Here is a 23776-nt window from a genome sequence, read left to right as displayed (position 1 = left end):
TGCAAATCTCAACCGCTTGTCTTAAGTCTAGATAGCAAAAAACCGCTAAAGCCTGTGCTCTAGCGGTTCTCTCGGTATAAAACCCTGATGGTGTCCTACTCTCACATGGGGAAACCCCACACTACCATCGGCGTGACTGCGTTTCACTTCTGAGTTCGGGATGGGGTCAGGTGGTGCCACAGCACTATGGCCATCAGGAAAATTCTTTTCTCTGTTGTTTTTTGTTTGTTCTTTTTTGTAATCCAAGCTGAATACTTTTGAGTTTTGTCTTTTCGTTTCTTGTCGTTTCTTTCTTTGTTTTTTAAAAACGCTTGAGCGTTGTATAGTTAAGCCTCTCGGGCAATTAGTATCAGTTAGCTCAATGGCTCACACCACTTACACACCTGACCTATCTACGTCGTAGTCTCCAACAACCCTTACTAGCTTATAGCTAGGGAGAACTCATCTTAAGGCAAGTTTCGTGCTTAGATGCTTTCAGCACTTATCTCTTCCGCACTTAGCTACTCGGCAATGCGTCTGGCGACACAACCGATACACCAGCGGTGCGTTCACTCCGGTCCTCTCGTACTAGGAGCAACCCCTCTCAATTCTCCAACGCCCACGGCAGATAGGGACCGAACTGTCTCACGACGTTCTAAACCCAGCTCGCGTACCACTTTAAATGGCGAACAGCCATACCCTTGGGACCTACTTCAGCCCCAGGATGTGATGAGCCGACATCGAGGTGCCAAACACCGCCGTCGATATGAACTCTTGGGCGGTATCAGCCTGTTATCCCCGGAGTACCTTTTATCCGTTGAGCGATGGCCCTTCCATTCAGAACCACCGGATCACTATGACCTGCTTTCGCACCTGCTCGACTTGTCTGTCTCGCAGTTAAGCTTGCTTATACCATTGCACTAACCTGACGATGTCCGACCGTCATTAGCAAACCTTCGTGCTCCTCCGTTACGCTTTGGGAGGAGACCGCCCCAGTCAAACTACCCACCAGACACTGTCCGAGAGCGTGTTGCCACTCTTCGTTAGAACATCAAACGTTAAAGGGTGGTATTTCAAGGACGACTCCACAAGCACTAGCGTGCCTGCTTCTAAGTCTCCCACCTATCCTACACATCAAAATTCAATGTTCAGTGTCAAGCTATAGTAAAGGTTCACGGGGTCTTTCCGTCTAGCCGCGGGTACACCGCATCTTCACGGCGATTTCAATTTCACTGAGTCTCGGGTGGAGACAGCCTGGCCATCATTATGCCATTCGTGCAGGTCGGAACTTACCCGACAAGGAATTTCGCTACCTTAGGACCGTTATAGTTACGGCCGCCGTTTACTGGGGCTTCGATCAGGAGCTTCTCTTGCGATAACACCATCAATTAACCTTCCAGCACCGGGCAGGCATCACACCCTATACGTCCACTTTCGTGTTTGCAGAGTGCTGTGTTTTTAATAAACAGTTGCAGCCAGCTGGTATCTTCGACCGGTTCAACCTTCATCCGCAAGGGATTACAATCTACGCCGGCGCACCTTCTCCCGAAGTTACGGTGCTATTTTGCCTAGTTCCTTCACCCGAGTTCTCTCAAGCGCCTGAGTATTCTCTACCTGACCACCTGTGTCGGTTTTCAGTACGGTTTAGATAAACCTGAAGCTTAGTGGCTTTTCCTGGAAGCGTGGTATCAGTTACTTCAGTGCCGTAGCACCTCGTCATCAGTTCTCGGTGTTAAGAGAGTCCGGATTTGCCTAAACTCTCCACCTACCGCCTTAAACAGACATCCAACAGTCTGCTAACCTAACCTTCTCCGTCCCCACATCGCAGTTTATCCAAGTACGGGAATATTAACCCGTTTCCCATCGACTACGCTTTTCAGCCTCGCCTTAGGGGCCGACTCACCCTGCCCCGATTAACGTTGGACAGGAACCCTTGGTCTTCCGGCGAACGAGTTTTTCACTCGTTTTATCGTTACTTATGTCAGCATTCGCACTCGTGATACGTCCAGCAAGCCTCTCGACTCACCTTCATCCGCTTACACGACGCTCCCCTACCCAACAATGTTTCCATTGATGCCGCAGCTTCGGTGCTATATTTGAGCCCCGTTACATCTTCCGCGCAGGCCGACTCGACTAGTGAGCTATTACGCTTTCTTTAAATGGTGGCTGCTTCTAAGCCAACATCCTAGCTGTCTAAGCCTTCCCACTTCGTTTCCCACTTAATATAGACTTGGGGACCTTAGCTGGCGGTCTGGGTTGTTTCCCTCTTCACGATGGACGTTAGCACCCACCGTGTGTCTCCTGAGTATCACTCTTCGGTATTCGCAGTTTGCATCGGGTTGGTAATCCGGGATGGACCCCTAGCCGAAACAGTGCTCTACCCCGAAGGTGTCCGCTCAAGGCTCTACCTAAATAGATTTCGGGGAGAACCAGCTATCTCCCGGTTTGATTGGCCTTTCACCCCCAGCCACAAGTCATCCGCTAATTTTTCAACATTAGTCGGTTCGGTCCTCCAGTTAGTGTTACCCAACCTTCAACCTGCCCATGGCTAGATCACCGGGTTTCGGGTCTATACCTTGCAACTAGACGCCCAGTTAAGACTCGGTTTCCCTACGGCTCCCCTATTCGGTTAACCTCGCTACAAAATATAAGTCGCTGACCCATTATACAAAAGGTACGCAGTCACCTTGCGGCTCCCACTGCTTGTACGTACACGGTTTCAGGTTCTATTTCACTCCCCTCGCTGGGGTTCTTTTCGCCTTTCCTTCACAGTACTGGTTCACTATCGGTCAATCAGGAGTATTTAGCCTTGGAGGATGGTCCCCCCATCTTCAGACAGGATATCACGTGTCCCGCCCTACTTGTCGTAAGCTTAGTTCCACAATAAGGCTTTCAAGTACGGGGCTATCACCCGCTATGGCCCAGCTTCCCAGCTGATTCCTCTAACCTCACTGCTATAACTTACTGGCTCTTCCACTTTCGCTCGCCGCTACTCACGGAATCTCGGTTGATTTCTTTTCCTCGGGGTACTTAGATGTTTCAGTTCTCCCGGTTTGCCTCTATTGCCTATGTATTCAGCAATAGATAGTAGGTTCTTCACCTACTGGGTTTCCCCATTCGGATATCTTGGATTAAACGCTTCTTATCAACTCATCCAAGCTTTTCGCAGATTAGCACGTCCTTCTTCGCCTCTGATTGCCAAGGCATCCACCGTGTACGCTTAGTCACTTAACTATACAACCTCAAACGCTCTTCTAAGTTCGCTTCGTTTTATCTTAGCTTCACTTTTTCAAACACTTAGGTCTAATTAACAACTAGACTTGAACGCTTTTGTTCGTTCAAGATTTTTACTACTCAGACTTTTTCTTATCCTTTTGATATGTTGATTTCTCTTCATATCGGACTTGAAAGTCTCTTCAGTTTTTCAGCTTGTTTACAAATTTTTAAAGAACAATCAGACAAGGTCTTTCGACCATCATCATTTTTCAATGTTTTAGCTTACATCATTTGGCGCTTGCAAAAATTTCGCATTTTCACTACGCTTGTAAAACATTCAAAAATGATGACTTGGTGGAGATAAGCGGGATCGAACCGCTGACCTCCTGCGTGCAAGGCAGGCGCTCTCCCAGCTGAGCTATATCCCCAAACATCTTTCCTTCCGGTTTTTCACTCTTCACACTCGCTTTGTTTTACTTCGCTTGGCTTGAGTGGTGGGTCTGAGTGGACTTGAACCACCGACCTCACCCTTATCAGGGGTGCGCTCTAACCACCTGAGCTACAGACCCAAAAGGATGCTTTGTCTTTTCCTATATCAAACAATCTGTGTGAACACTTGTAACTGCTCGTCTTTGGTAAGGAGGTGATCCAACCGCAGGTTCCCCTACGGTTACCTTGTTACGACTTCACCCCAGTCATGAATCATACCGTGGTAAACGCCCTCCCGAAGGTTAAGCTATCTACTTCTGGTACAACCCACTCCCATGGTGTGACGGGCGGTGTGTACAAGGCCCGGGAACGTATTCACCGCAACATTCTGATTTGCGATTACTAGCGATTCCGACTTCATGGAGTCGAGTTGCAGACTCCAATCCGGACTTAGATGCACTTTCTGAGATTCGCTCAACGTCGCCGTCTCGCAGCCCTCTGTATGCACCATTGTAGCACGTGTGTAGCCCTACTCGTAAGGGCCATGATGACTTGACGTCATCCCCACCTTCCTCCAGTTTATCACTGGCAGTCTCCTTTGAGTTCCCATCTTTACATGCTGGCAACAAAGGATAAGGGTTGCGCTCGTTGCGGGACTTAACCCAACATTTCACAACACGAGCTGACGACAGCCATGCAGCACCTGTCTCATAGCTCCCGAAGGCACAGACTCATCTCTGAGTCCTTCTATGGATGTCAAGAGTAGGTAAGGTTCTTCGCGTTGCATCGAATTAAACCACATGCTCCACCGCTTGTGCGGGCCCCCGTCAATTCATTTGAGTTTTAACCTTGCGGCCGTACTCCCCAGGCGGTCGATTTATCACGTTAGCTTCGGGCACCAAGGTTAAACCCCAATCCCCAAATCGACAGCGTTTACAGCGTGGACTACCAGGGTATCTAATCCTGTTTGCTCCCCACGCTTTCGCATCTCAGCGTCAGTATTGTCCCAAGGGGCTGCCTTCGCCTTCGGTATTCCTCCACATCTCTACGCATTTCACCGCTACACGTGGAATTCTACCCCTCCCTAACATACTCTAGCTACCCAGTATGAAATGCAATTCCCAGGTTAAGCCCGGGGCTTTCACATCTCACTTAAGTAACCGCCTACATGCCCTTTACGCCCAGTTATTCCGATTAACGCTCGCACCCTCCGTATTACCGCGGCTGCTGGCACGGAGTTAGCCGGTGCTTCTTCTGTGACTAACGTCAATTGCTATGTCTATTAAACACAACACCTTCCTCATCACCGAAAGAACTTTACAACCCGAAGGCCTTCTTCATTCACGCGGCATGGCTGCATCAGGCTTCCGCCCATTGTGCAATATTCCCCACTGCTGCCTCCCGTAGGAGTCTGGACCGTGTCTCAGTTCCAGTGTGGCTGGTCATCCTCTCAGACCAGCTAGAGATCGTCGGCTTGGTAGGCCTTTACCCCACCAACTACCTAATCCCACTTGGGCTCATCTTATGGCATGTGGCCCGAAGGTCCCACACTTTACTCCTAAGAGACTACGCGGTATTAGCGACAGTTTCCCGTCGTTATCCCCCTCCATAAGCCAGATTCCCAAGCATTACTCACCCGTCCGCCACTCGTCACCCAGAGAGCAAGCTCTCTTGTGCTACCGTTCGACTTGCATGTGTTAAGCCTGCCGCCAGCGTTCAATCTGAGCCATGATCAAACTCTTCAATTCAAAAAGTTTAATCGCTCAATAAACTGCTTAACTAAAGTTTACATATAAATATCAATCCAAAAGAACCAATATCTAATAATGAATTTCTAGTTTAAGCACCTATTAAGACTTTAATCAAAATTAAAAATATTTTAACAAGTCAATCAACAAGTGCCCACACAGATTGTCTGATATCTTTTTAAAGAGCAAAAAAGAACGACGCACTTGCAGAAAACTGATTTGCAACTGTGCGTCGTTGCGATGGGGCGTATTATAGAGATTTTGGAAATCTACGCAAGCGGTTTTTGCAAAAAATTTCAATTTTTTTACCGCTTGATTAAGAAAAATCCACTTAGGCTAAATTTTAGGATCTTTCTTGTTGGTTTTTCATCTTTCACCTTTTTAATTCTTAGTAGAGAAGTCTATTTTAACCCACTCTCAAAAACGATGCCCCTGAAAACCGAAGTCTTCAGGGGCAGAGCGTTACGATCTTCTTTCGAAGTTCTTATTGTAGCAACGTTTCTCATTTCGCAGTGCAACAATCGCATTTATTCTGACCATATCAGATCAAATTGTCAACAAATTTTTCTTTACAAGCGCTAAATTTAGATCAATTCTAGGCTTGCCTTTTGCCATAGTAAAGAACAATCCCTTCATGCTAGATATTTTCACATAACCTCTCTTATTTGGAAGCATCAAGCATTGCATTGTCGCTCCCTTTCTCAACTCATTTCGCAAAGCGATTTCTTTTCTGTGATAAAAGGCATATCGTCCAATTTTTTATGGAGAACCCTTATGCAACATCTTAATTATATCCTCGGCCTTGATTTAGGTATTGCCTCCGTTGGCTGGTCAGTGGTCGAAATCGATAAAGAAGAAAACCCTACCCGCCTGATTGATTTAGGCGTACGAACCTTTGAACGGGCAGAAGTGCCTAAAACAGGCGAATCCCTTGCCCTTAGTCGCCGTCTCGCCCGCTCTACTCGCCGTTTAATCGCCCGCCGTGCCAATCGCCTTCTTAAAGCCAAATGCCTCTTAAAGCAAGAAAACCTACTTCTGCCGGAAGATTTTATCGATCGCCGTACCCTCAAACCCTTGCCTAACAATGTCTGGCAACTACGGGTAGCAGGTCTTGAACGCAAATTAGAACGTCTTGAATGGGCTGCTGTTCTACTTCACTTGCTCAAACGCCGTGGTTATTTATCGCAACGCAAAAATGAAAGCCAAGGGGCAGATAAGGAAAAAGGGGCTTTGCTCTCTGGCATTGCCACCAATAGTGAATTGTTGGCACAGGCAGACTACCGCACGCCCGCAGAGCTTGCCCTAAAAAAATTCTATGAAGAAGAGGGCCATATCCGCAACCAGCGTGGAGCCTACACCCACACCTTTAGTCGCCTTTCCCTGCTTGATGAATTACAGCAACTTTTTGCCCAACAGCGTCAATTGGGTAATCCCTTCACCAGCCAGCATTTAGAAGAACAACTTTCTGAACTGCTACTTTGGCAAAAACCTGCCCTTTCAGGTGAAGCTATCTTAAAAATGCTGGGCAAGTGCACCCTTGAACCTGAACACTATAAGGCTGCCAAAAACACCTATTCCGCCGAACGCTTTGTTTGGCTAACCAAACTCAACAATTTACGCTTACAAGAAAACGGTTCGGAAAGAGCCTTAACTGACGCCGAACGCCATTTATTGCTTGAACAACCCTATCAAAAGGCTAAACTGACCTATGCTCAAGTGCGGTCAATTTTAGACCTACCCGATACAACCATCTTTAAGGGGCTACGTTATCAGCTCAACGCTGAAAGCGATGCCGAAAAAGCAACCCTGATGGAACTCAAAGCCTGGCATACCATTCGTAAGGTGCTGGAAAAGGCTGGTCTGGAAACCGAATGGCAGGGACTGAAAACCAAACCTGAACTGCTCGATCAGATCGGCACCGCCTTTTCCCTCTACAAAACCGATGAAGATATTTCTGCCCACCTAGACGGCAAACTGCCACCTGCTGTTTTGGAAGCCCTTTTGGGTGGACTCAATTTTGATAAGTTTATCCAGCTCTCCTTGCAAAGTTTGGGCAAAATCCTACCGCTTATGGAAAAGGGACTACGCTATGATGAGGCCTGCCAGCAAGTCTATGGCGACCATTTAGGAAAGCGTGAACAGAAAAATCACCAGCTCCTGCCTGCAATACCGGCCGAGGAAATCCGTAACCCCGTGGTCTTACGCACCCTTTCCCAGGCTCGTAAGGTTATCAATGCTATCGTACGCCTATATGGCTCGCCTGCTCGGGTACATATTGAAACCGGGCGTGAAGTGGGTAAATCCTTTGATGAGCGACGTAAGATCGAGAAAAACCAGCTAGAAAACCAAGCCAAACGCCAGCAAGCGGTACAAAAATTCAAGGAATTTTTCCCTGACTTTGTGGGTGAACCCAAGGCCAAGGATATTCTGGCTCTCCGCCTCTATGAAGAACAACAGGGCAAGTGCCTCTATTCAGGCAAGGCGTTAGATTTACACCGCTTACGAGAAAAGGGCTATGTCGAAATCGACCATGCCCTGCCTTTTTCTCGAACCTGGGATGACAGCTTCAACAATAAAGTACTGGTGCTGGCAGGAGAAAACCAGGCCAAGGGCAATAAGACCCCTTATGAATGGCTGGATGGTGAGGCGAACAGCGAACGCTGGCGGCTTTTTGTTGCCCTGGTTAGCGGAAGCCGTTTTAGTTATACCAAAAAGCAACGGATTCTGACCAAAAAACTGGATGACGAGGGCTTTATCCAACGCAACCTGAACGACACCCGTTATGTGGCTCGTTTCTTAATGAATTTTATTGAAGAGCAGATGGCCCTAACAGGACAGGGCAAAAAGAGGGTCTTTGCCTCCAATGGGCAAATCACTGCCCTACTGCGTGGACGCTGGGGCTTGAGCAAGGTGCGGGAAGAAAACGACCGCCACCACGCCCTTGATGCGGTGGTGGTTGCCTGCACCACACGGGCAATGCAGAAGAAAATTACCGATTTTGTCCGCTACAAGGAAATGAACGCCTTTAGCGGTGAACATATTGATCGCACCACGGGCGAAATTCAAACCATTCACTTCCCTGAGCCTTGGGCCTACTTCCGTAATGAAGTGATGATCCGTGTTTTTGATGAGGATCCACAAACTGCCCTCTCCCACCTTTTACCAAGTCGTCCACAGGCACAACACAAATTTGTCGCACCGCTCTTTGTTTCACGTTCGCCAAATCGTAAGATGACAGGCCAAGGCCATATGGAAACGGTTAAATCCGCCAAACGCTTGAGTGAAGGGGTAAGTGTGCAACGTGTGCCACTAACCGCCCTTAAGCTCAAGGATTTAGAGTCCATGGTCAACCGTGAGCGTGAACCCGCCCTTTATCAAGCCTTGAAAGATCGCTTAGAGGCCTTTAAGGACGATCCTGCCAAGGCCTTTGCCCAACCCTTCTTTAAGGCAGGTGGGCAAGAGGTGAAAGCAGTGAGAGTGGAACGCGTGCAGAAATCAGGCGTATTGGTTCGCCAAAATAAGGGCGTGGCAGACAATGCCTCAATGGTGCGGGTCGATGTGTTTGAAAAGGCAGGCAAGTTCTACCTTGTGCCAATCTACACTTGGCAGGTTGCTGAGGGGATTTTGCCGAATAGGGCGATCATTCAAGGTAAGGACGAAAGTGAATGGGAAGAAATAACTGAAGCCCATACTTTTAAATTTTCCTTATTTGCTAACGATCTTGTCAAATTGACGACTAAAAAAGGTATCACCTTCGGTTATTATGCTGGTTTAGATCGAGCGACAGGTAATATAACCATTCGAGAACACGACCTAGAAAAATCCAAAGGAAAAAATGGCGAGTACCGTAGTTTAGGCGTCAAAACCGCCCTTTCCTTTGAAAAATACCAGGTCGACCCACTAGGCAAAAATATCCGCCCCTGCAAAACAACTAAACGCCAAGGCGTAAAATAAAACCAATCCCTGCCACCTCACCCGAGGGCAGGGATTTTTTGTCACAAGCGGTTGATTTTTTATTAAATTTTACAAGGAGACCCTATGAGCTGGCGAAGTATTCTAATTAGTAAAGGGGGAAAACTCTCACTAAAACAGAAGCAAATGCTGATTTGGCAGGAAGAGCAAGAATTTAGTGTGCCCCTGGAGGATATTGCCATTATTGTGGTGGAAAATCGGGAAACCGTGATCACCACGCCCCTCTTATCCGCCCTCGCCCTTAATGGCATTACGCTGTTGACCTGCGACGACCAGTTTCTTCCCTGTGGACAATGGTTACCCTTTGGGCAATACCACCGCCAGCTCAAAACCCTCAAATTACAGCTAGAAATGAGCCAGCCCCTGAAGAAACAGCTCTGGCAACAGCTGGTACAACAGAAAATCCGCAATCAAGCCTTTGTACTAGAACAGGCGGGAGAAATCAGTACAGCCCAACGTCTGCTGGCAATGGCAAATGAGGTAAAATCAGGCGACAAGGATAATCTGGAAGCCCAAGCCGCCCAATCTTATTTTATCCAACTCTTTGGCAAAGCCTTTCATCGCAAGCAGGAAAACCAAATCAACGCCCATCTTAATTATGCCTATATGGTATTGCGAAGTGCGGTGGCTCGCAGCCTTGTTCTGTATGGTTGGTTACCCACCTTGGGGCTAAACCATCATAGCGAACTCAACCCCTTTAATCTTGCCGATGATTTTATTGAGCCCTTCCGCCCTCTTGTGGATTTAAAGGTCTGGGAACTGGTAGAAAAGGACAAACTTGATTATGGGCTAACCCCTAGCACCAAGCAAAACCTGATTAAACTGCTTAACCATCAAATGAGCCTTAACCAGCAAGCGGTGAGTGTTCTCACGGCTATTGATCGCACCGTAGCTTCTCTGCAAGTTGCCCTGCTCAACAAAAATGCCAAATTGCTAAAACTGCCCCAAATGTTACCGCTTGCGGAGCACCAGTATGAGTGAGGCAAAATTTATGCGTTTAATCGTCTTTTTTGATCTACCGGTTAAAACCAAATTACAACGCAAAATAGCCAATCAATTTCGCAAATTCCTGCTTAAAGACGGCTACCAAATGTTGCAATTATCGGTTTACGCACGGATTATCCGTGGGCGAGATGCCCTTGAAAAACACAGCAAACGGCTGACCCAAAACCTGCCTGAAGATGGCTCCATTCGTTGTTTAGAAATTACCGAAAAGCAGTTTGCTAGTATGGCGGTGTTACTGGGTGAGGTGAAACCACAAGAGAAAAAGGTCAATAGCGATCAACTACTGCTCTTTTGATGTAAAGGATTTGCTCCATTTTAGTCTTTTAATCGGCTCATCCACACCCCACACAAGACAGTTCAATTGCTGATTTAATAGGCAAATCAACTGTTCAAGCGCTCTATTTTTAGACAGTGAATTTGACCTTATTTAGGCTTTTTTGGCCACCACAACCCTACAAGCGGGGCAAAATTTCAAAAAATCTACATCTTTTCGCCATAAAAAAATGCTGGAATTTCCTAAATTTTAAGAAATTACCAGCATTTTTTCTTACCTTTAACATGCGATAAACCCTGATAAATCAAGGTTCTAGCCGATCGGTATTGTAGCACTGCGAAATGAGAAAGGGAGCTACAACTAACCGGGGGCATATAGCACTGATAGCGATATTGTAGCACTGCGAAATGAGAAAGGGAGCTACAACTAGCCAATGAATCGGGCCCTAAAGAGCCTCATTGTAGCACTGCGAAATGAGAAAGGGAGCTACAACTTTTGTGAAAACTACCGCTACCGCTACCGCATTGTAGCACTGCGAAATGAGAAAGGGAGCTACAACATTAACGTTTCCGTACTAGATGAGGTTCTAATTGTAGCACTGCGAAATGAGAAAGGGAGCTACAACTTTATGGACACCCTACCAACAGCCGCAACCATTGTAGCACTGCGAAATGAGAAAGGGAGCTACAACGGGTAGGGTAAAGTTCACATCTTCGGATAAATTGTAGCACTGCGAAATGAGAAAGGGAGCTACAACCAACTACATACGCCATACCAGGGCCGTCAAATTGTAGCACTGCGAAATGAGAAAGGGAGCTACAACTCAATAGGTTACAAGCGTATGAATGGGGATATTGTAGCACTGCGAAATGAGAAAGGGAGCTACAACCCGATAAGAAGCTTAAACATATACCTTACGATTGTAGCACTGCGAAATGAGAAAGGGAGCTACAACTATTTAACATTCCCTGAATGTTAGCGGGGCATTGTAGCACTGCGAAATGAGAAAGGGAGCTACAACGCATGGTCTTGATGACCGCAGGATTGGCAAATTGTAGCACTGCGAAATGAGAAAGGGAGCTACAACCGATATCCGTTCCGAAGGCGGGATACTTGCATTGTAGCACTGCGAAATGAGAAAGGGAGCTACAACCGTGCAACATTGCAAAAAGCGGAACAATCGATTGTAGCACTGCGAAATGAGAAAGGGAGCTACAACTTGCTCTTACAAAGCACGCAACCTTGCAAAATTGTAGCACTGCGAAATGAGAAAGGGAGCTACAACATAAATGTTTCACCATAAGCTTTATCATTTGATTGTAGCACTGCGAAATGAGAAAGGGAGCTACAACAGTACAAATTTAAATTAGTTTAAGGTTTAGATTGTAGCACTGCGAAATGAGAAAGGGAGCTACAACTTTGAGTTCTGACCAAGTTGGTTATACACCATTGTAGCACTGCGAAATGAGAAAGGGAGCTACAACTTTTAGAGCTAAAAATACAACCCATTCTATATTGTAGCACTGCGAAATGAGAAAGGGAGCTACAACTCTGAGTTCCGTTCTAATAGGTAATTCTTGATTGTAGCACTGCGAAATGAGAAAGGGAGCTACAACTCTGAGGTCTGATTTAATGGGATATACCCCATTGTAGCACTGCGAAATGAGAAAGGGAGCTACAACCTGTGTTAGGGCGATGGTTGAAGTGAGGTTATTGTAGCACTGCGAAATGAGAAAGGGAGCTACAACGTACATCATCACCTCGCATTGCGGGGTGTTATTGTAGCACTGCGAAATGAGAAAGGGAGCTACAACCAATTTGATAACTTTATCGTTAATTTCGAAATTGTAGCACTGCGAAATGAGAAAGGGAGCTACAACTAACCTCAATTTAAACGCCTTGGTGAGCGAATTGTAGCACTGCGAAATGAGAAAGGGAGCTACAACATTTAACTTAATCGCAAAACGTGATGGCGAATTGTAGCACTGCGAAATGAGAAAGGGAGCTACAACATCACGCCCAAAAATCAGATTTAACCATAACATTGTAGCACTGCGAAATGAGAAAGGGAGCTACAACACCGACAACCACATTACCCGCCGCCTGCTCATTGTAGCACTGCGAAATAAGGAAAATCATCCAAAACAAAAAAGCAGGCTTTCACCTGCTTTCTCTTACCGTGTTAGTGCCACCGCCTCCCTTACCAACCTACCAATCTCCTGCCAGTTGTGCTCCCTGATTAAGGATTTCTCCACAAACCAAGAACCACCGCAGGCAATAACATTAGGGATGGCCAGATAGTCCTTGATATTCTGCACGCCTACGCCACCTGTTGGCATAATCTGCAACATAGCATAAGGGGCGACCAGTGCCTTGATCATCTTCACTCCGCCACTAGCCTCTGCTGGGAAGAATTTCACCGTTTCAATCCCCATATCTAAAGCCGCTTCAATCGCCATCGGGTTATTGACCCCAGGGGTAATCGGCAAATTCAGATCTTGGCAGAGCTGGACGATTTTAGGGTTAAAGCCTGGGGTAACAATCCAATCTGCGCCTGCATTCTTGGCCTGCACCACCTGCTCTGCGGTCAAAACTGTACCAGCTGCAATCAAGAAATCAGGGCGAGCCTGACGAAGCTGTCGAATAGCCTCTTGAGCCGCTTCTGAACGAAAGGTAATTTCCGCCACAGGTAAACCATTCTCGGCTAGGGTCTCTGCAAGCGGTAGAATATCCTCGGCTTTTTCCAAGGCGATAACGGGGACGATTTTAAGCTGGCCAAGTTTTTCGACCAGTTGGGCTGTGGTGTACGACATAGTTCTTCCTTTGATCCGCTTGCTTATCCCAAGAAAGCCTCCTATGTTAAGCAAAATTACGCTTTGAGTAGCCTTGGTGGTTTATTGCTTGCCAAGGGCCAGGTTAAAGACTGGCTAAATAACATTTCAAAAAATAACCCAGTTAAATCTCTTAACTAGGTTATTTTTATAATGATCTTAGTTCTTTATTTACTAAGCTTTGGCCTGGGCTAACTTCTTCCGCTCTAATCTCAATACGCCCAAATGGGTCATATAGCAACAGAAGATACAACCGACTACTGCAAAGAGGAGGAGGTAGAAGCCTGCATCCCAGCCAAAACGCTCTGCCAAAATACCAAAGAGGGCCGTGCCTGAGAAGCTGCCTAAAATGTAGCTCAGAAGGCCTCGTAGGCCGGTGGCTGAACCCGCTGCAAATGAAGGCACTAGCTCGATAGTTTGGAGGGAGGAGAGGAACATGGGCACATAAATCAAGCAACCAATAATACCGGCCCCAATGGTCACGGTGAGCAGATCGGTCCCGCCCCAGTAGGCAAACATGGCGGCCCCTACACCCACCAGGGTGATAATGGCCAGCGGCATACGGCGGCCCTTGAAATAGGTGTCGGTTAGCCAGCCGGCCAAGAGGGTGGACGGAATAGCTGCCCATTCAAAAATAGCGAAGGCGGTGGCCATTTGCCCCTTGGAGAAGCCCTTGGTTTCTAAGAGATAGAGAGGCAACCAGGTCAATACGCCAAAGCGGATCATATAGGTAAAGACATCAATAAAGGACACAAACCAAACATTAATATCCTTGAGGATATAGTCACGGAAGATTTCCCAGGTGCTTAAACTGACGTTTTCATCCTTAGTAACCACCAGTTCTTCTTGCTCTGTGCCCAGAATTTTACTGGTTGGTGGTAGGCCCTCGTTATAGGTGCGGCCTGTGCCAAAAATATAGAAGATAATAGCCACGAGGGTTGCAAGGGCGGTTGGTACCACAAAGTGGGCAGCCTGCCAATGTTCCTGGCCCAACCAGGCGATACTGGCCCCTGCAATCGGCGCCACCAAACCACCGCCCACATTATGCGAAATGTTAAACATGGCAGTGGTCACACCACGGGATTTGCGGGGGAACCAGCTGGCCAAGACCACATAGGCCGGCCCAGCCCCCATCCCTTGGAAGATACCGTTGAGAATACAGAGGAAGAGAAAGACCCAGAAGGAGGCACTAAAGCCCATCATTAAGTTGACTAGGGCTGACATCATCAGACCGAAGATCATAAAATGCTTAGGGTTGGACTTATCCGCAAAGGCCGACATCACCCCCTTACTCAAGCCATAAACAATGAGCATGGTGCCGGAAATAAAGCCGATATCCTTCTTGGTAAAGCCAAACTCGCTAATCAGCTCAGGTGAGGAGAGCAAGAAGTTATTGCGTAAGATATAGTAGGCGGCATAGCCGATGAAGATACCAAAGAGGGCGTGCCATCTGAGGCGGTTATAACGATCCCGAATTTCTGCTTCTGGTACGGGCGTGCCAGGTTTTGATTTTAAAAATGGAAGCATTGCTTATCCTTCTTATAGTGTCATGATAGGTTAACCATTTCCCTAAGTGAAAATGGGTCGCTATGCTAATCTATCTGGCCTCAATTCCAAATAGCTTAAAGCATAGCGAGATCAAATAAAGACACTTGTTTGCTGAAATTTAAGCAAATACTAGGGCTTACCTAGATCCTCTCCCCCACTTCAAACCAATCCCCCCGTCCATTCAGGAAATCCTGCACTGTCATCGGTTTCTTACCCTGTGGCTGTAATTGAGTGATATTCAGCACGCCTGCTGAGGTGGCAATTTGCAGCCCTTTGCGATCAAAGGCCAATACAGTCCCCGCCTCTTTCGCCTGATGTGGCAAGACCTCAGCCCCATAAACCTTAACCCGCTCTTCCTTGCCATTGACCTCCACAGTCAAATAGGCCACAGGGGCCGGGTTGAAGGCTCGGATATTGCGTTCGAGCTGCTGGGCTGGCAGGTTCCAATCCAACTTGGCCTCTTCCTTGGTTAGTTTTTCGGCATAATTGGCCAGCTCATCGTCCTGTTTTTCAGGCAGGAACTTGCCGCTTTCTAGGCCGTTTAAGACCTCAAGCAAGGCAGGTGGGGCCAGCTGGGCCAGTTTGTGATAGAGGGAGGCGGAAGTTTCAGTAGGCTCAATCGGGGTTGTCACCTTATGCAGCATATGGCCCGTGTCCAAGCCCACGTCCATCTGCATAATGGTAATGCCGGTTTCCTTGTCGCCTGCCCAAATGGCCCGCTGAATCGGGGCCGCCCCCCGCCAGCGAGGCAGGAGGGAGCCGTGCACATTGAGGCAGCCCAAGCGTGGGGCATTCAGTACGGCTTCAGGCAGAATCAGGCCATAAGCCACTACCACCATCACATCGGCCTTCAAGGCAGCCAATTCTGCCTGGGCCTCTTCCTTGCGTAGGGATTTCGGCTGATAGACCGGTAAGCCATTTGCTTCTGCCAAGAGTTTAACCGGGCTAGCCTGCAATTTATTGCCTCGTCCTGCAGGCCTATCAGGCTGGGTGTAAACGGCAATGACCTCATGGTCTGAATCCAAGAGGGCCTGAAGGTGGGTGGCCGCAAAATCAGGCGTGCCAGCGAAAATAATTCTTAACTTGTTCATTCAATCTTCTCGTTTCATTTATAATGGCCTTATTGTACCCTAGTGCTTTTAAAAGACCAATCTGAGGCCTACCATGTCAGAACAAAATTTACTCCAAACCCTGTCCCAGCTCATTACTGAACAACGCAATCCTAATAGCCAACATCTAGATCAGCTTTCCGCCCTGGAAATCGTAACCCTGATCAACCAGGAGGACAAGCTGGTTCCTTTGGCCATAGAGAAAGCCTTGCCCCAGATTGCCCAGGCGGTGGAAAAAATTGTGGCCAGCTTTGAGGCAGGTGGGCGTTTGGTCTATGTGGGAGCGGGTACCAGCGGCCGCCTAGGTGTGCTGGATGCCTCGGAATGCCCGCCTACCTTTGGGGTCTCGCCTGACATGGTCAAGGGCCTGATTGCAGGTGGCGACCATGCCCTCCGCCACCCGATTGAGGGGGCTGAGGACAAGAAGGAGGCCGGCCAAAACGACCTCAAGGCCATCAACTTTGGCCCGCAAGATACCCTCGTTGGAATTGCCGCCAGCGGCCGCACCCCTTACGTTTTGGGTGCCATGGAATATGCCAAGGGCCTGGGGGCGACTGTGGTTTCCATCGCCAGCAACCCCCAATCTGCAATGGCTCAAGTGGCTGACATTGCCATTGATACCATCGTCGGCCCCGAGGTGCTGACCGGATCCAGCCGCATGAAATCCGGCACGGCCCAGAAGCTGGTGCTCAATATGCTGACCACCGCCTCCATGGTGCTCATGGGCAAGTGCTACCAAAACCTGATGGTAGATGTTCAAGCCAGCAATGAAAAACTCAAGGCCCGAGCCATTCGGATTGTTATGCAGGCCACCGATTGCAGCCGAGAAGAGGCCCAAACCGCCCTACAAGCGGCTGGAAATCAGGCAAAACTTGCAATTATGATGGTTTTGACGGGGTTAAATAAAGATGAGGCTCAAGCCTTATTGGATAAAAATCAAGGAAAGTTACAGAAGGCCATGCTATAAAAAATGGCACGCTTCGAGCGTGCCATTTTTGCTTTTAAGCCTTATTTTTTCTTGGCTTTGGCATTTGGAAGGTCAGTAATGGAGCCTTCAAACACTTCTGCCGCCAAGCCTACAGATTCGTGTAGGGTTGGGTGAGCATGGATGGTGAGAGCGATGTCTTCTGCATCACAACCCATTTCGATGGCCAGGCCGATTTCGCCTAAGAGTTCGCCGCCGTTTGAACCCACAATGGCACCACCTAATACACGGTGGGTGTCTTTGTCGAAGATGAGTTTGGTCATACCTTCTGAACATTCAGAAGCGATAGCACGGCCAGAGGCTGCCCAAGGGAACTTGGCCACTTCGTAGTTGAGGCCTTCTTGCTTACACTCTTTCTCGGTTTTACCCACCCAGGCTACTTCTGGCTCGGTGTAGGCGATGGATGGAATCACTTTCGGGTCGAAGTAGTGTTTTTGGCCGGCAATCACTTCAGCCGCTACGTGGCCTTCGTGTACGCCCTTATGGGCTAACATTGGTTGGCCTACGATGTCGCCGATAGCGAAGATGTGTGGCACGTTGGTACGCATTTGTTTATCAACAGCGATAAAACCACGGTCGTCCACATTCACGCCAGCCTTGCCTGCGTCAATGAGTTTGCCGTTTGGTACACGGCCGATAGCAACAAGCACCGCATCATAGCGTTTGGTATCGTTGCAAGCCTTACCTTCCATAGACACATAGATACCGTCGTCTTTAGCTTCAACAGCGGTTACCTTGGTTTCAAGCATGAGCTTGAATTTTTTCTCGATTTGTTTGGTGTAGATGGCTACCACGTCTTTATCGGCTGCTGGAATCACTTGGTCGAACATTTCCACCACTTCCACTTCTGAACCGAGGGAGTTGTAAACCGTACCCATCTCTAAACCGATGATACCGCCACCCATGATAAGGAGTTTTTTCGGCACTTCTTTGAGTTTAAGGGCGTCTGTTGAATCCCATACACGTGGATCTTCGTGTGGAATAAATGGAAGTTGGATTGGGCGTGAACCTGCCGCAATGATAGCGTTGTCGAACTTGATGGTGGTTGGGTTGCCATCACGGTCACGAGCAACAAGGGTGTTGGAGTCAGCAAAGGTCGCTAAGCCTTCTACCACGGTTACTTTACGCTGTTTGGCCATGCCTGCCAAGCCGCCTGTTAATTTAGCTACAACCGCTTCTTTACCTGCACGAACCTTATCTAAATCGATGGTTGGCTCGCCAAAGGTCACGCCGTTTTTCTCAGCGTGTTTGGCTTCTTCAATTACTTTAGCCACATGAAGAAGGGCTTTTGATGGGATACAACCCACGTTTAAGCAAACCCCACCTAGGGTTGGGTAGCGTTCAACGATCACGGTTTCTAAGCCTAAGTCTGCACAACGGAAGGCCGCCGAGTAGCCCGCAGGGCCTGCACCAAGTACCACCACTTGGGTTTTGATTTCTTTGCTCATAGAGTTTCCTTAGTAGGGTGCGTTCGCACGCACCGTTTTTTGTACATTTGGTGCGTTTACACGCACCCTACGCTTTTATCAAAAGCGGTCGGATTTGCAGATTTTCTTGCAAAAACGACCGCTTGTGGATTACATCACTAAACGACGAATGTCTGCTAAGACGCCGTTCATGTAGCTTAAGAATCTTGCGCCGTCCGCGCCATCGATCACACGGTGGTCGAAGGAGAGGGAAACAGGCAACATTAAGCGTGGCTCAAACTCTTTACCGTTCCAAACTGGTGCCATTTCAGACTTAGACACACCAAGAATGGCCACTTCAGGCGCATTCACGATTGGGGCAAAGTGGGTTGTGCCGATGCCGCCTAGGCTGGAGATGGTAAAGCAACCACCCTGCATATCAGAGGCTGTTAATTTACCGTCACGGGCCTTCTTAGACACTTCCATCAATTCACGGGAAAGCTCGATAATGCCTTTCTTGTTTACGTTTTTGAACACAGGTACAACGAGGCCGTTTGGTGTATCCACCGCCACGCCGATGTTGATGTATTTTTTGAGCGTGAGTTTTTGGCCATCTTCAGAAATAGAGCTGTTGAAGCGTGGGAAGGCTTCAAGTGCCTTGGCTACCGCTTTCATAATGAAGACCACTGGGGTGATTTTCACGTCTAATTTTTGTTTTTCAGCCAGTTTGTTTTGCTCTTTACGGAAGTTTTCTAAATCCGTAATGTCGGTGCGGTCGAAATGGGTAACGTGCGGGATCATGACCCAGTTACGGTGGAGGTTAGCACCTGAGATCTTATTGATCCGGCTTAATTCCACCTCTTCCACTTCACCAAACTTGCTGAAGTCTACTTTCGGCCATGGGAGTAGGCCTAGGCCTGCACCGTTGGCCACACCTGAACCTGCTGGCGCCTTGCCGGCCTTGATGTCTTCAAAGACTTGTACTGCGCTCTTCACATAGGCTTGGATGTCTTCTTTAACAATGCGACCCTTACGGCCTGTGCCTTTCACACGGTCTAGGTTCACGCCAAATTCACGGGCGAGACGGCGGATAACTGGGGTAGCGTGGGCATAGCCAGCACTTGCCACCACTTGTTCTTGGCTAAGACCAGACACATTGCCTGATTGAGCAGGGGCTGCGGCTGGTGCAGCAGCTTGTGGTGCTGGGGCTGCTTGGGCAGGCGCCGCTGCTGGAGCAGGGGCTGCACCTTGTACTTCAAAGCGCATAATAAGTGAGCCAGTTGAAACCTTGTCGCCTGATTTGACCAGGATTTCTTTAACTACGCCGGCAAATGGCGCAGGCACTTCCATAGAGGCCTTGTCACCTTCAACCGTGATAAGAGATTGTTCTTCAGCAATGGTATCGCCCACTTTCACCATGATTTCGGTTACATTAACTTCATCGCCACCGATGTCTGGTACATTAACATCTTTCACCGCAGAGGCAACTGGCGCGGCTGGTGCAGCTGCTTCAGCTTGTGGCGCCGCTGCCGCAGGGGCAGCACCCGCTACTTCAAATTTCATAATAAGTTTGCCAGTGACAACCTTGTCGCCCACGTTGATAAGGATTTCTTTCACCACGCCAGCAACTGGGGCTGGAACTTCCATAGAGGCCTTGTCGCCTTCTACGTTGATGATGGACTGATCTACCTCAACCGTGTCGCCCACTTTAACCATAATGTCGGTTACGTTGACTTCGTCAGAACCGATGTCTGGCACATTGACTTCTACCACAGAAGCGGCAGCTGGTGCGGCCGCCGGGGCAGGTGCTACTGCTTGAGCTGGAGCGGCGGCTGGAGCTTCTGCGCTACCCGCTGCCTCTAAAACTAGCATAGGGGTGCCAGTAGTCACCTTATCGCCCACCTTGACTAAAACTTCTTTGACCACACCCGCTTCTGGGGCTGGCACTTCCATAGAGGCCTTGTCGCCCTCAACGTTGATAACAGATTGATCGGCTTCGATGGTATCACCCACTTTGACCATCACTTCAGTTACGGTAACTTCATCGCTACCAATATCAGGAATTTGAATTTGTTTTGACATTTTGATTTTTCCTTTTGGAAAATTTTGTAATGCTGGCGCCAGCGTCCACGCTGGTGCCAGAGGTATTTAATAGGCACCAGCGTGGACGCTGGCGCCATCAAATATTAGGCATATAACGGGTTAATGCGATCCACGTTCAAGCCAAATTTAGTGATGGCTTCGGCAACCACTTTACGATCCACTGTGCCTTCGTTGGCAAGTTGGGTAAGGGCTGCAACCACGACATAACGCTCATCCACTTCGAAGTGTTCACGTAGGTTAGCACGGCTGTCTGAACGGCCGAAACCGTCAGTACCTAACACATGGTAGTGTTTGCTTGGTACGAAGGCACGGATTTGCTCGGCGTAAAGTTTCATGTAGTCGGTTGAAGCCACGGTTGGTACATCAGCCAAGACTTGAGCGACATACGGTACACGTTGTTCTTCAGTTGGGTGGAGCAAGTTCCAGCGGGCAGCGTCGTTACCTTCACGAGCAAGCTCGTTGAAAGATGGGGCACTGAAGACATCGGCAGTTACGCCGTAGTCGTTGGCAAGAATCTTAGCTGCTTCACGCACATGACGCATAATGGCACCAGAGCTTAATAATTGAACACGGCCTTTACCCTTACCTTCTACAGTTTCAAACTTGTAGAGACCCTTACGGATACCTTCTTCTGCACCGGCCGGCATGGCTGGTTGCTCGGTCACTTCGTTGAGGGTGGTGATGTAGTAGAAGACGTCTTCTTGTTTTTCACCGTACATACGGTTGATACCGTCTTGGACGATCACCGCAACCTCAAAGGCGAAGGCTGGGTCGTAGGTGACACAGTTCGGGATAACGCCTGCTTGAATGTGGCTGTGGCCGTCTTCGTGCTGCAAGCCTTCACCGTTTAAGGTTGTACGGCCTGAGGTACCACCGATCATAAAGCCACGGGCTAATTGGTCACCCGCCAACCACATCATATCACCCACACGTTGGAAACCGAACATGGAGTAGTAGATGAAGAATGGGATCATCGGTTGGTTATTGACCGAGTAAGAAGTCGCAGCCGCTACCCAAGAGGCGGTTGCACCTAATTCGTTGATACCTTCTTGTAGTACTTGGCCGTCTTTGGCTTCACGGTAGTAGGCCACGAGATCACGGTCTGATGGCACGTAGTTTTGGCCGGCTGGATTGTAGATACCGATTTGACGGAAGAGACCTTCCATACCAAAGGTACGGGCTTCGTCCGCAATGATTGGCACGATGGTTTTGCCGATGTTTTTGTCTTTGAGTAGGGTGTTCAAGACACGGCTAAAGGCCATGGTGGTTGAAATGCCGCGTGGTTGTTCTTCAAGCAAGGCTTGGAAGTCAGCAAGGGCTGGCACTTTGTACTCAATGTCGAATTGCTTACGACGAGCTGGCAAGTAACCATCTAAAGCCTGACGGTGGCCGTGGAGGTAGTTGTATTCCTCAGAGCCTTCTGGGAAGGTTACATATTCTAAGTTTTCCACTTGTTCATCGGTCAATGGCAGGTGGAAGTAGTCACGGAAGCCACGCAAGCTTTCGGCTGACATTTTTTTAGACTGGTGGGCAGTGTTTTTACTTTCCGCTTCTGGGATCTTATAACCCTTCACTTGGTGGGCTAAGATAACCGCTGGTTTGTTGGATTTTTTAGCACGTTCAAAGGCAGCGTACATTTTTTCGCTGTCGTGTGCACCACGGCGTAAGGCCCAGATTTCATCGTCTGTCATGTCTGCAACCAGGGCAGCTGTTTCTGGGTAGCGACCGAAGAAGTGTTCACGCACATAAGCACCGTCTTTAGACTTGAAGGTCAGGTAGTCACCATCAACCACTTCCATCATAAGCTGGGCAAGTTTGCCTGAAGTGTCTTTGGCGAAGAGTTTATCCCAACCGCTGCCCCATAGAACCTTGATCACTTCCCAGCCTGCACCCGTGAAGAGGCCTTCAAGCTCTTGAACGATTTTACCGTTACCATTTACTGGGCCGTCCAAGCGTTGGAGGTTACAGCTGATCACGAAGATAAGGTTGTCTAATTTCTCACGGCCTGCAACGGTTAAGGCGCCTTTGGACTCGATTTCGTCCATCTCACCGTCACCCAAGAAGGCGTAAACGGTTTGGCCAGAGGTGTCTTTAATGCCACGGTTCTCAAGATATTTGAGGAAACGGGCTTGGTAGATGGCGTTTACCGGGCCTAAACCCATGGAAACGGTAGAGAACTGCCAGTAGTCAGGCATGAGTTTCGGGTGTGGGTAGGAAGATAAACCGTCAGTAAAGGCTTCTTGGCGGAAGTTGTCTAACTGTTCAGCAGTTAAACGGCCTTCGAGGAAAGAACGGGCATAGATACCTGGGGCAGCGTGGCCTTGGGAGTAAACTAAGTCACCGCCGTCCTTGTCTGTGGCTGCTTTAAAGAAGTGGTTGAAGCAGACTTCATACATGGTAGCCGCAGATTGGAAGGTTGAAATATGGCCGCCTAAATCCAGATCTTTCTTCTGACTACGCAGCACCATAGCAATGGCGTTCCAACGCACCGCAGAACGGATACGACGCTCGATCTCTTGGTTACCAGGGTAAACAGGTTGCTCTGAAACAGGGATTGTATTGACATAATCGGTGGTTACACCTGAAGGGAGGCTAACGCCCTGAGTGCGAGCGTGTTGCATTACTTGTTGAATAATAAATTGCGCACGCTCAGAACCTTCTTCTTTCACAAGAGAATTAACTGAGTCTAACCATTCTTGAGTTTCGAATGGATCTACGTCATGAGCTAATAATTCTGACATAGTCTTTTCCTTTTTGATGAGTGAATGATAAATAACAACCTTTTAACAAAAAGCGTTATTCGCTGAAAATTTAACCTAATCTAACCGTAAACACAAGCGGCAAAATTCAGAAGAACCTCTTTCGCCACTCAAATCAGCTTGCCATAAATTAAGCTATCTCATTGATTTTCAACAAGAATTTAAAGATTACAAATTTTGTTGAAAATTTGTAGAGAAATTTGCAGAACAAGATAGCAAAAAGCAGGGATTTTGTCTATTTGTGCCGCTTGCCCAAAAGGGGTAGATTGAGGCTTTAATAAGAGCTTCGACAAGCAGATCAAGCGGTAAGTTCGGGCTGAAAATTTGCAAATTTTGGGCGGGTTTTGACCGCTTGTTTTTACCGACAGCGACTTCGTCGCAATCGGTTACGAATAATTCAGGGGCTTTGCCC

At 48.2% G+C, this 23776-nt stretch carries 10 protein-coding genes, 2 tRNA genes, 3 rRNA genes and 1 CRISPR repeat array; of the genes, 4 read left to right on the top strand and 11 right to left on the bottom strand.

All coding sequences use genetic code 11. The features are described 5' to 3' along the window. Positions 1–82: 82 nt before the first annotated feature. The 5 genes from rrf to A4G20_01945 all read right to left on the bottom strand — a co-directional run bounded on the left by rrf (position 83) and on the right by A4G20_01945 (position 5374). A 5S ribosomal RNA gene (rrf, locus tag A4G20_01965) occupies positions 83–198 on the bottom strand. Between the two features lie 108 nt (positions 199–306). Next, positions 307–3220, bottom strand: a 23S ribosomal RNA gene (locus A4G20_01960). A 327-nt stretch (positions 3221–3547) separates the two neighbouring features. Beyond that, positions 3548–3623: transfer RNA gene (locus A4G20_01955), tRNA-Ala, on the bottom strand. A 64-nt stretch (positions 3624–3687) separates the two neighbouring features. After that, positions 3688–3764: transfer RNA gene (locus tag A4G20_01950), tRNA-Ile, on the bottom strand. 60 nt (positions 3765–3824) lie between these two features. After that, positions 3825–5374: ribosomal RNA gene (locus tag A4G20_01945) — 16S ribosomal RNA — on the bottom strand. Together the 16S, 23S and 5S rRNA genes with 2 tRNA genes alongside form the textbook arrangement of a ribosomal RNA operon. 772 nt (positions 5375–6146) lie before the next feature. Between A4G20_01945 and A4G20_01940 the strand changes: the two genes are divergently transcribed. The 3 genes from A4G20_01940 to A4G20_01930 all read left to right on the top strand — a co-directional run bounded on the left by A4G20_01940 (position 6147) and on the right by A4G20_01930 (position 10644). Then, a complete protein-coding gene (locus tag A4G20_01940; GenBank protein ID QIW15193.1) occupies positions 6147–9326 on the top strand; it encodes a type II CRISPR RNA-guided endonuclease Cas9 in 3180 nt (1059 codons plus the stop codon). A gap of 84 nt (positions 9327–9410) precedes the next feature. Then, a complete protein-coding gene (locus tag A4G20_01935; protein ID QIW15192.1) occupies positions 9411–10325 on the top strand; it encodes a subtype II CRISPR-associated endonuclease Cas1 in 915 nt (304 codons plus the stop codon). Continuing rightward, positions 10318–10644, top strand: a complete 327-nt coding sequence (locus A4G20_01930) for a CRISPR-associated endonuclease Cas2 (GenBank protein QIW15191.1) — start codon at positions 10318–10320, stop codon at positions 10642–10644. The genes A4G20_01935 and A4G20_01930 overlap by 8 nt, the downstream gene beginning before the upstream one ends. A 304-nt stretch (positions 10645–10948) precedes the next feature. Continuing rightward, a CRISPR array of direct repeats spans positions 10949–12768; the repeat unit is 36 nt; unit sequence ATTGTAGCACTGCGAAATGAGAAAGGGAGCTACAAC. A 29-nt stretch (positions 12769–12797) separates the two neighbouring features. On the opposite strand, the gene A4G20_01925 is transcribed toward A4G20_01930, so the two are convergent. The 3 genes from A4G20_01925 to A4G20_01915 all read right to left on the bottom strand — a co-directional run bounded on the left by A4G20_01925 (position 12798) and on the right by A4G20_01915 (position 16093). After that, complete coding sequence (locus tag A4G20_01925) at positions 12798–13436, bottom strand: 2-dehydro-3-deoxyphosphogluconate aldolase (protein ID QIW15190.1); 639 nt, start codon at positions 13434–13436, stop codon at positions 12798–12800. A 192-nt stretch (positions 13437–13628) separates the two neighbouring features. Next, complete coding sequence (locus A4G20_01920) at positions 13629–14981, bottom strand: phosphoglycerate transporter (protein ID QIW15189.1); 1353 nt, start codon at positions 14979–14981, stop codon at positions 13629–13631. A 161-nt stretch (positions 14982–15142) separates the two neighbouring features. Then, positions 15143–16093, bottom strand: coding sequence for a methionyl-tRNA formyltransferase (locus A4G20_01915; GenBank protein QIW15188.1), 951 nt, complete (start codon positions 16091–16093; stop codon positions 15143–15145). 73 nt (positions 16094–16166) lie between these two features. Between A4G20_01915 and A4G20_01910 the strand changes: the two genes are divergently transcribed. Then, on the top strand, positions 16167–17078 hold the full coding sequence (locus A4G20_01910; GenBank protein ID QIW15187.1) for an N-acetylmuramic acid 6-phosphate etherase: 912 nt from the start codon (positions 16167–16169) through the stop codon (positions 17076–17078). Between the two features lie 41 nt (positions 17079–17119). Here the strand turns inward: A4G20_01910 and A4G20_01905 are convergent, their stop codons facing one another. The 3 genes from A4G20_01905 to A4G20_01895 all read right to left on the bottom strand — a co-directional run bounded on the left by A4G20_01905 (position 17120) and on the right by A4G20_01895 (position 23346). After that, entirely contained in the window at positions 17120–18544 is a 1425-nt protein-coding gene (locus tag A4G20_01905; protein QIW15186.1) for a dihydrolipoyl dehydrogenase, read from the bottom strand. 129 nt (positions 18545–18673) lie between these two features. Continuing rightward, complete coding sequence (aceF, locus tag A4G20_01900) at positions 18674–20584, bottom strand: pyruvate dehydrogenase complex dihydrolipoyllysine-residue acetyltransferase (GenBank protein ID QIW15185.1); 1911 nt, start codon at positions 20582–20584, stop codon at positions 18674–18676. A 104-nt stretch (positions 20585–20688) separates the two neighbouring features. After that, entirely contained in the window at positions 20689–23346 is a 2658-nt protein-coding gene (locus A4G20_01895; protein ID QIW15184.1) for a pyruvate dehydrogenase (acetyl-transferring), homodimeric type, read from the bottom strand. Positions 23347–23776 lie beyond the last annotated feature (430 nt).

The organism is Pasteurellaceae bacterium RH1A (assembly GCA_012221805.1).
Classification (GTDB): domain Bacteria; phylum Pseudomonadota; class Gammaproteobacteria; order Enterobacterales; family Pasteurellaceae; genus RH1A.
This window is presented reverse-complemented; position numbering and strand designations above follow the sequence as displayed.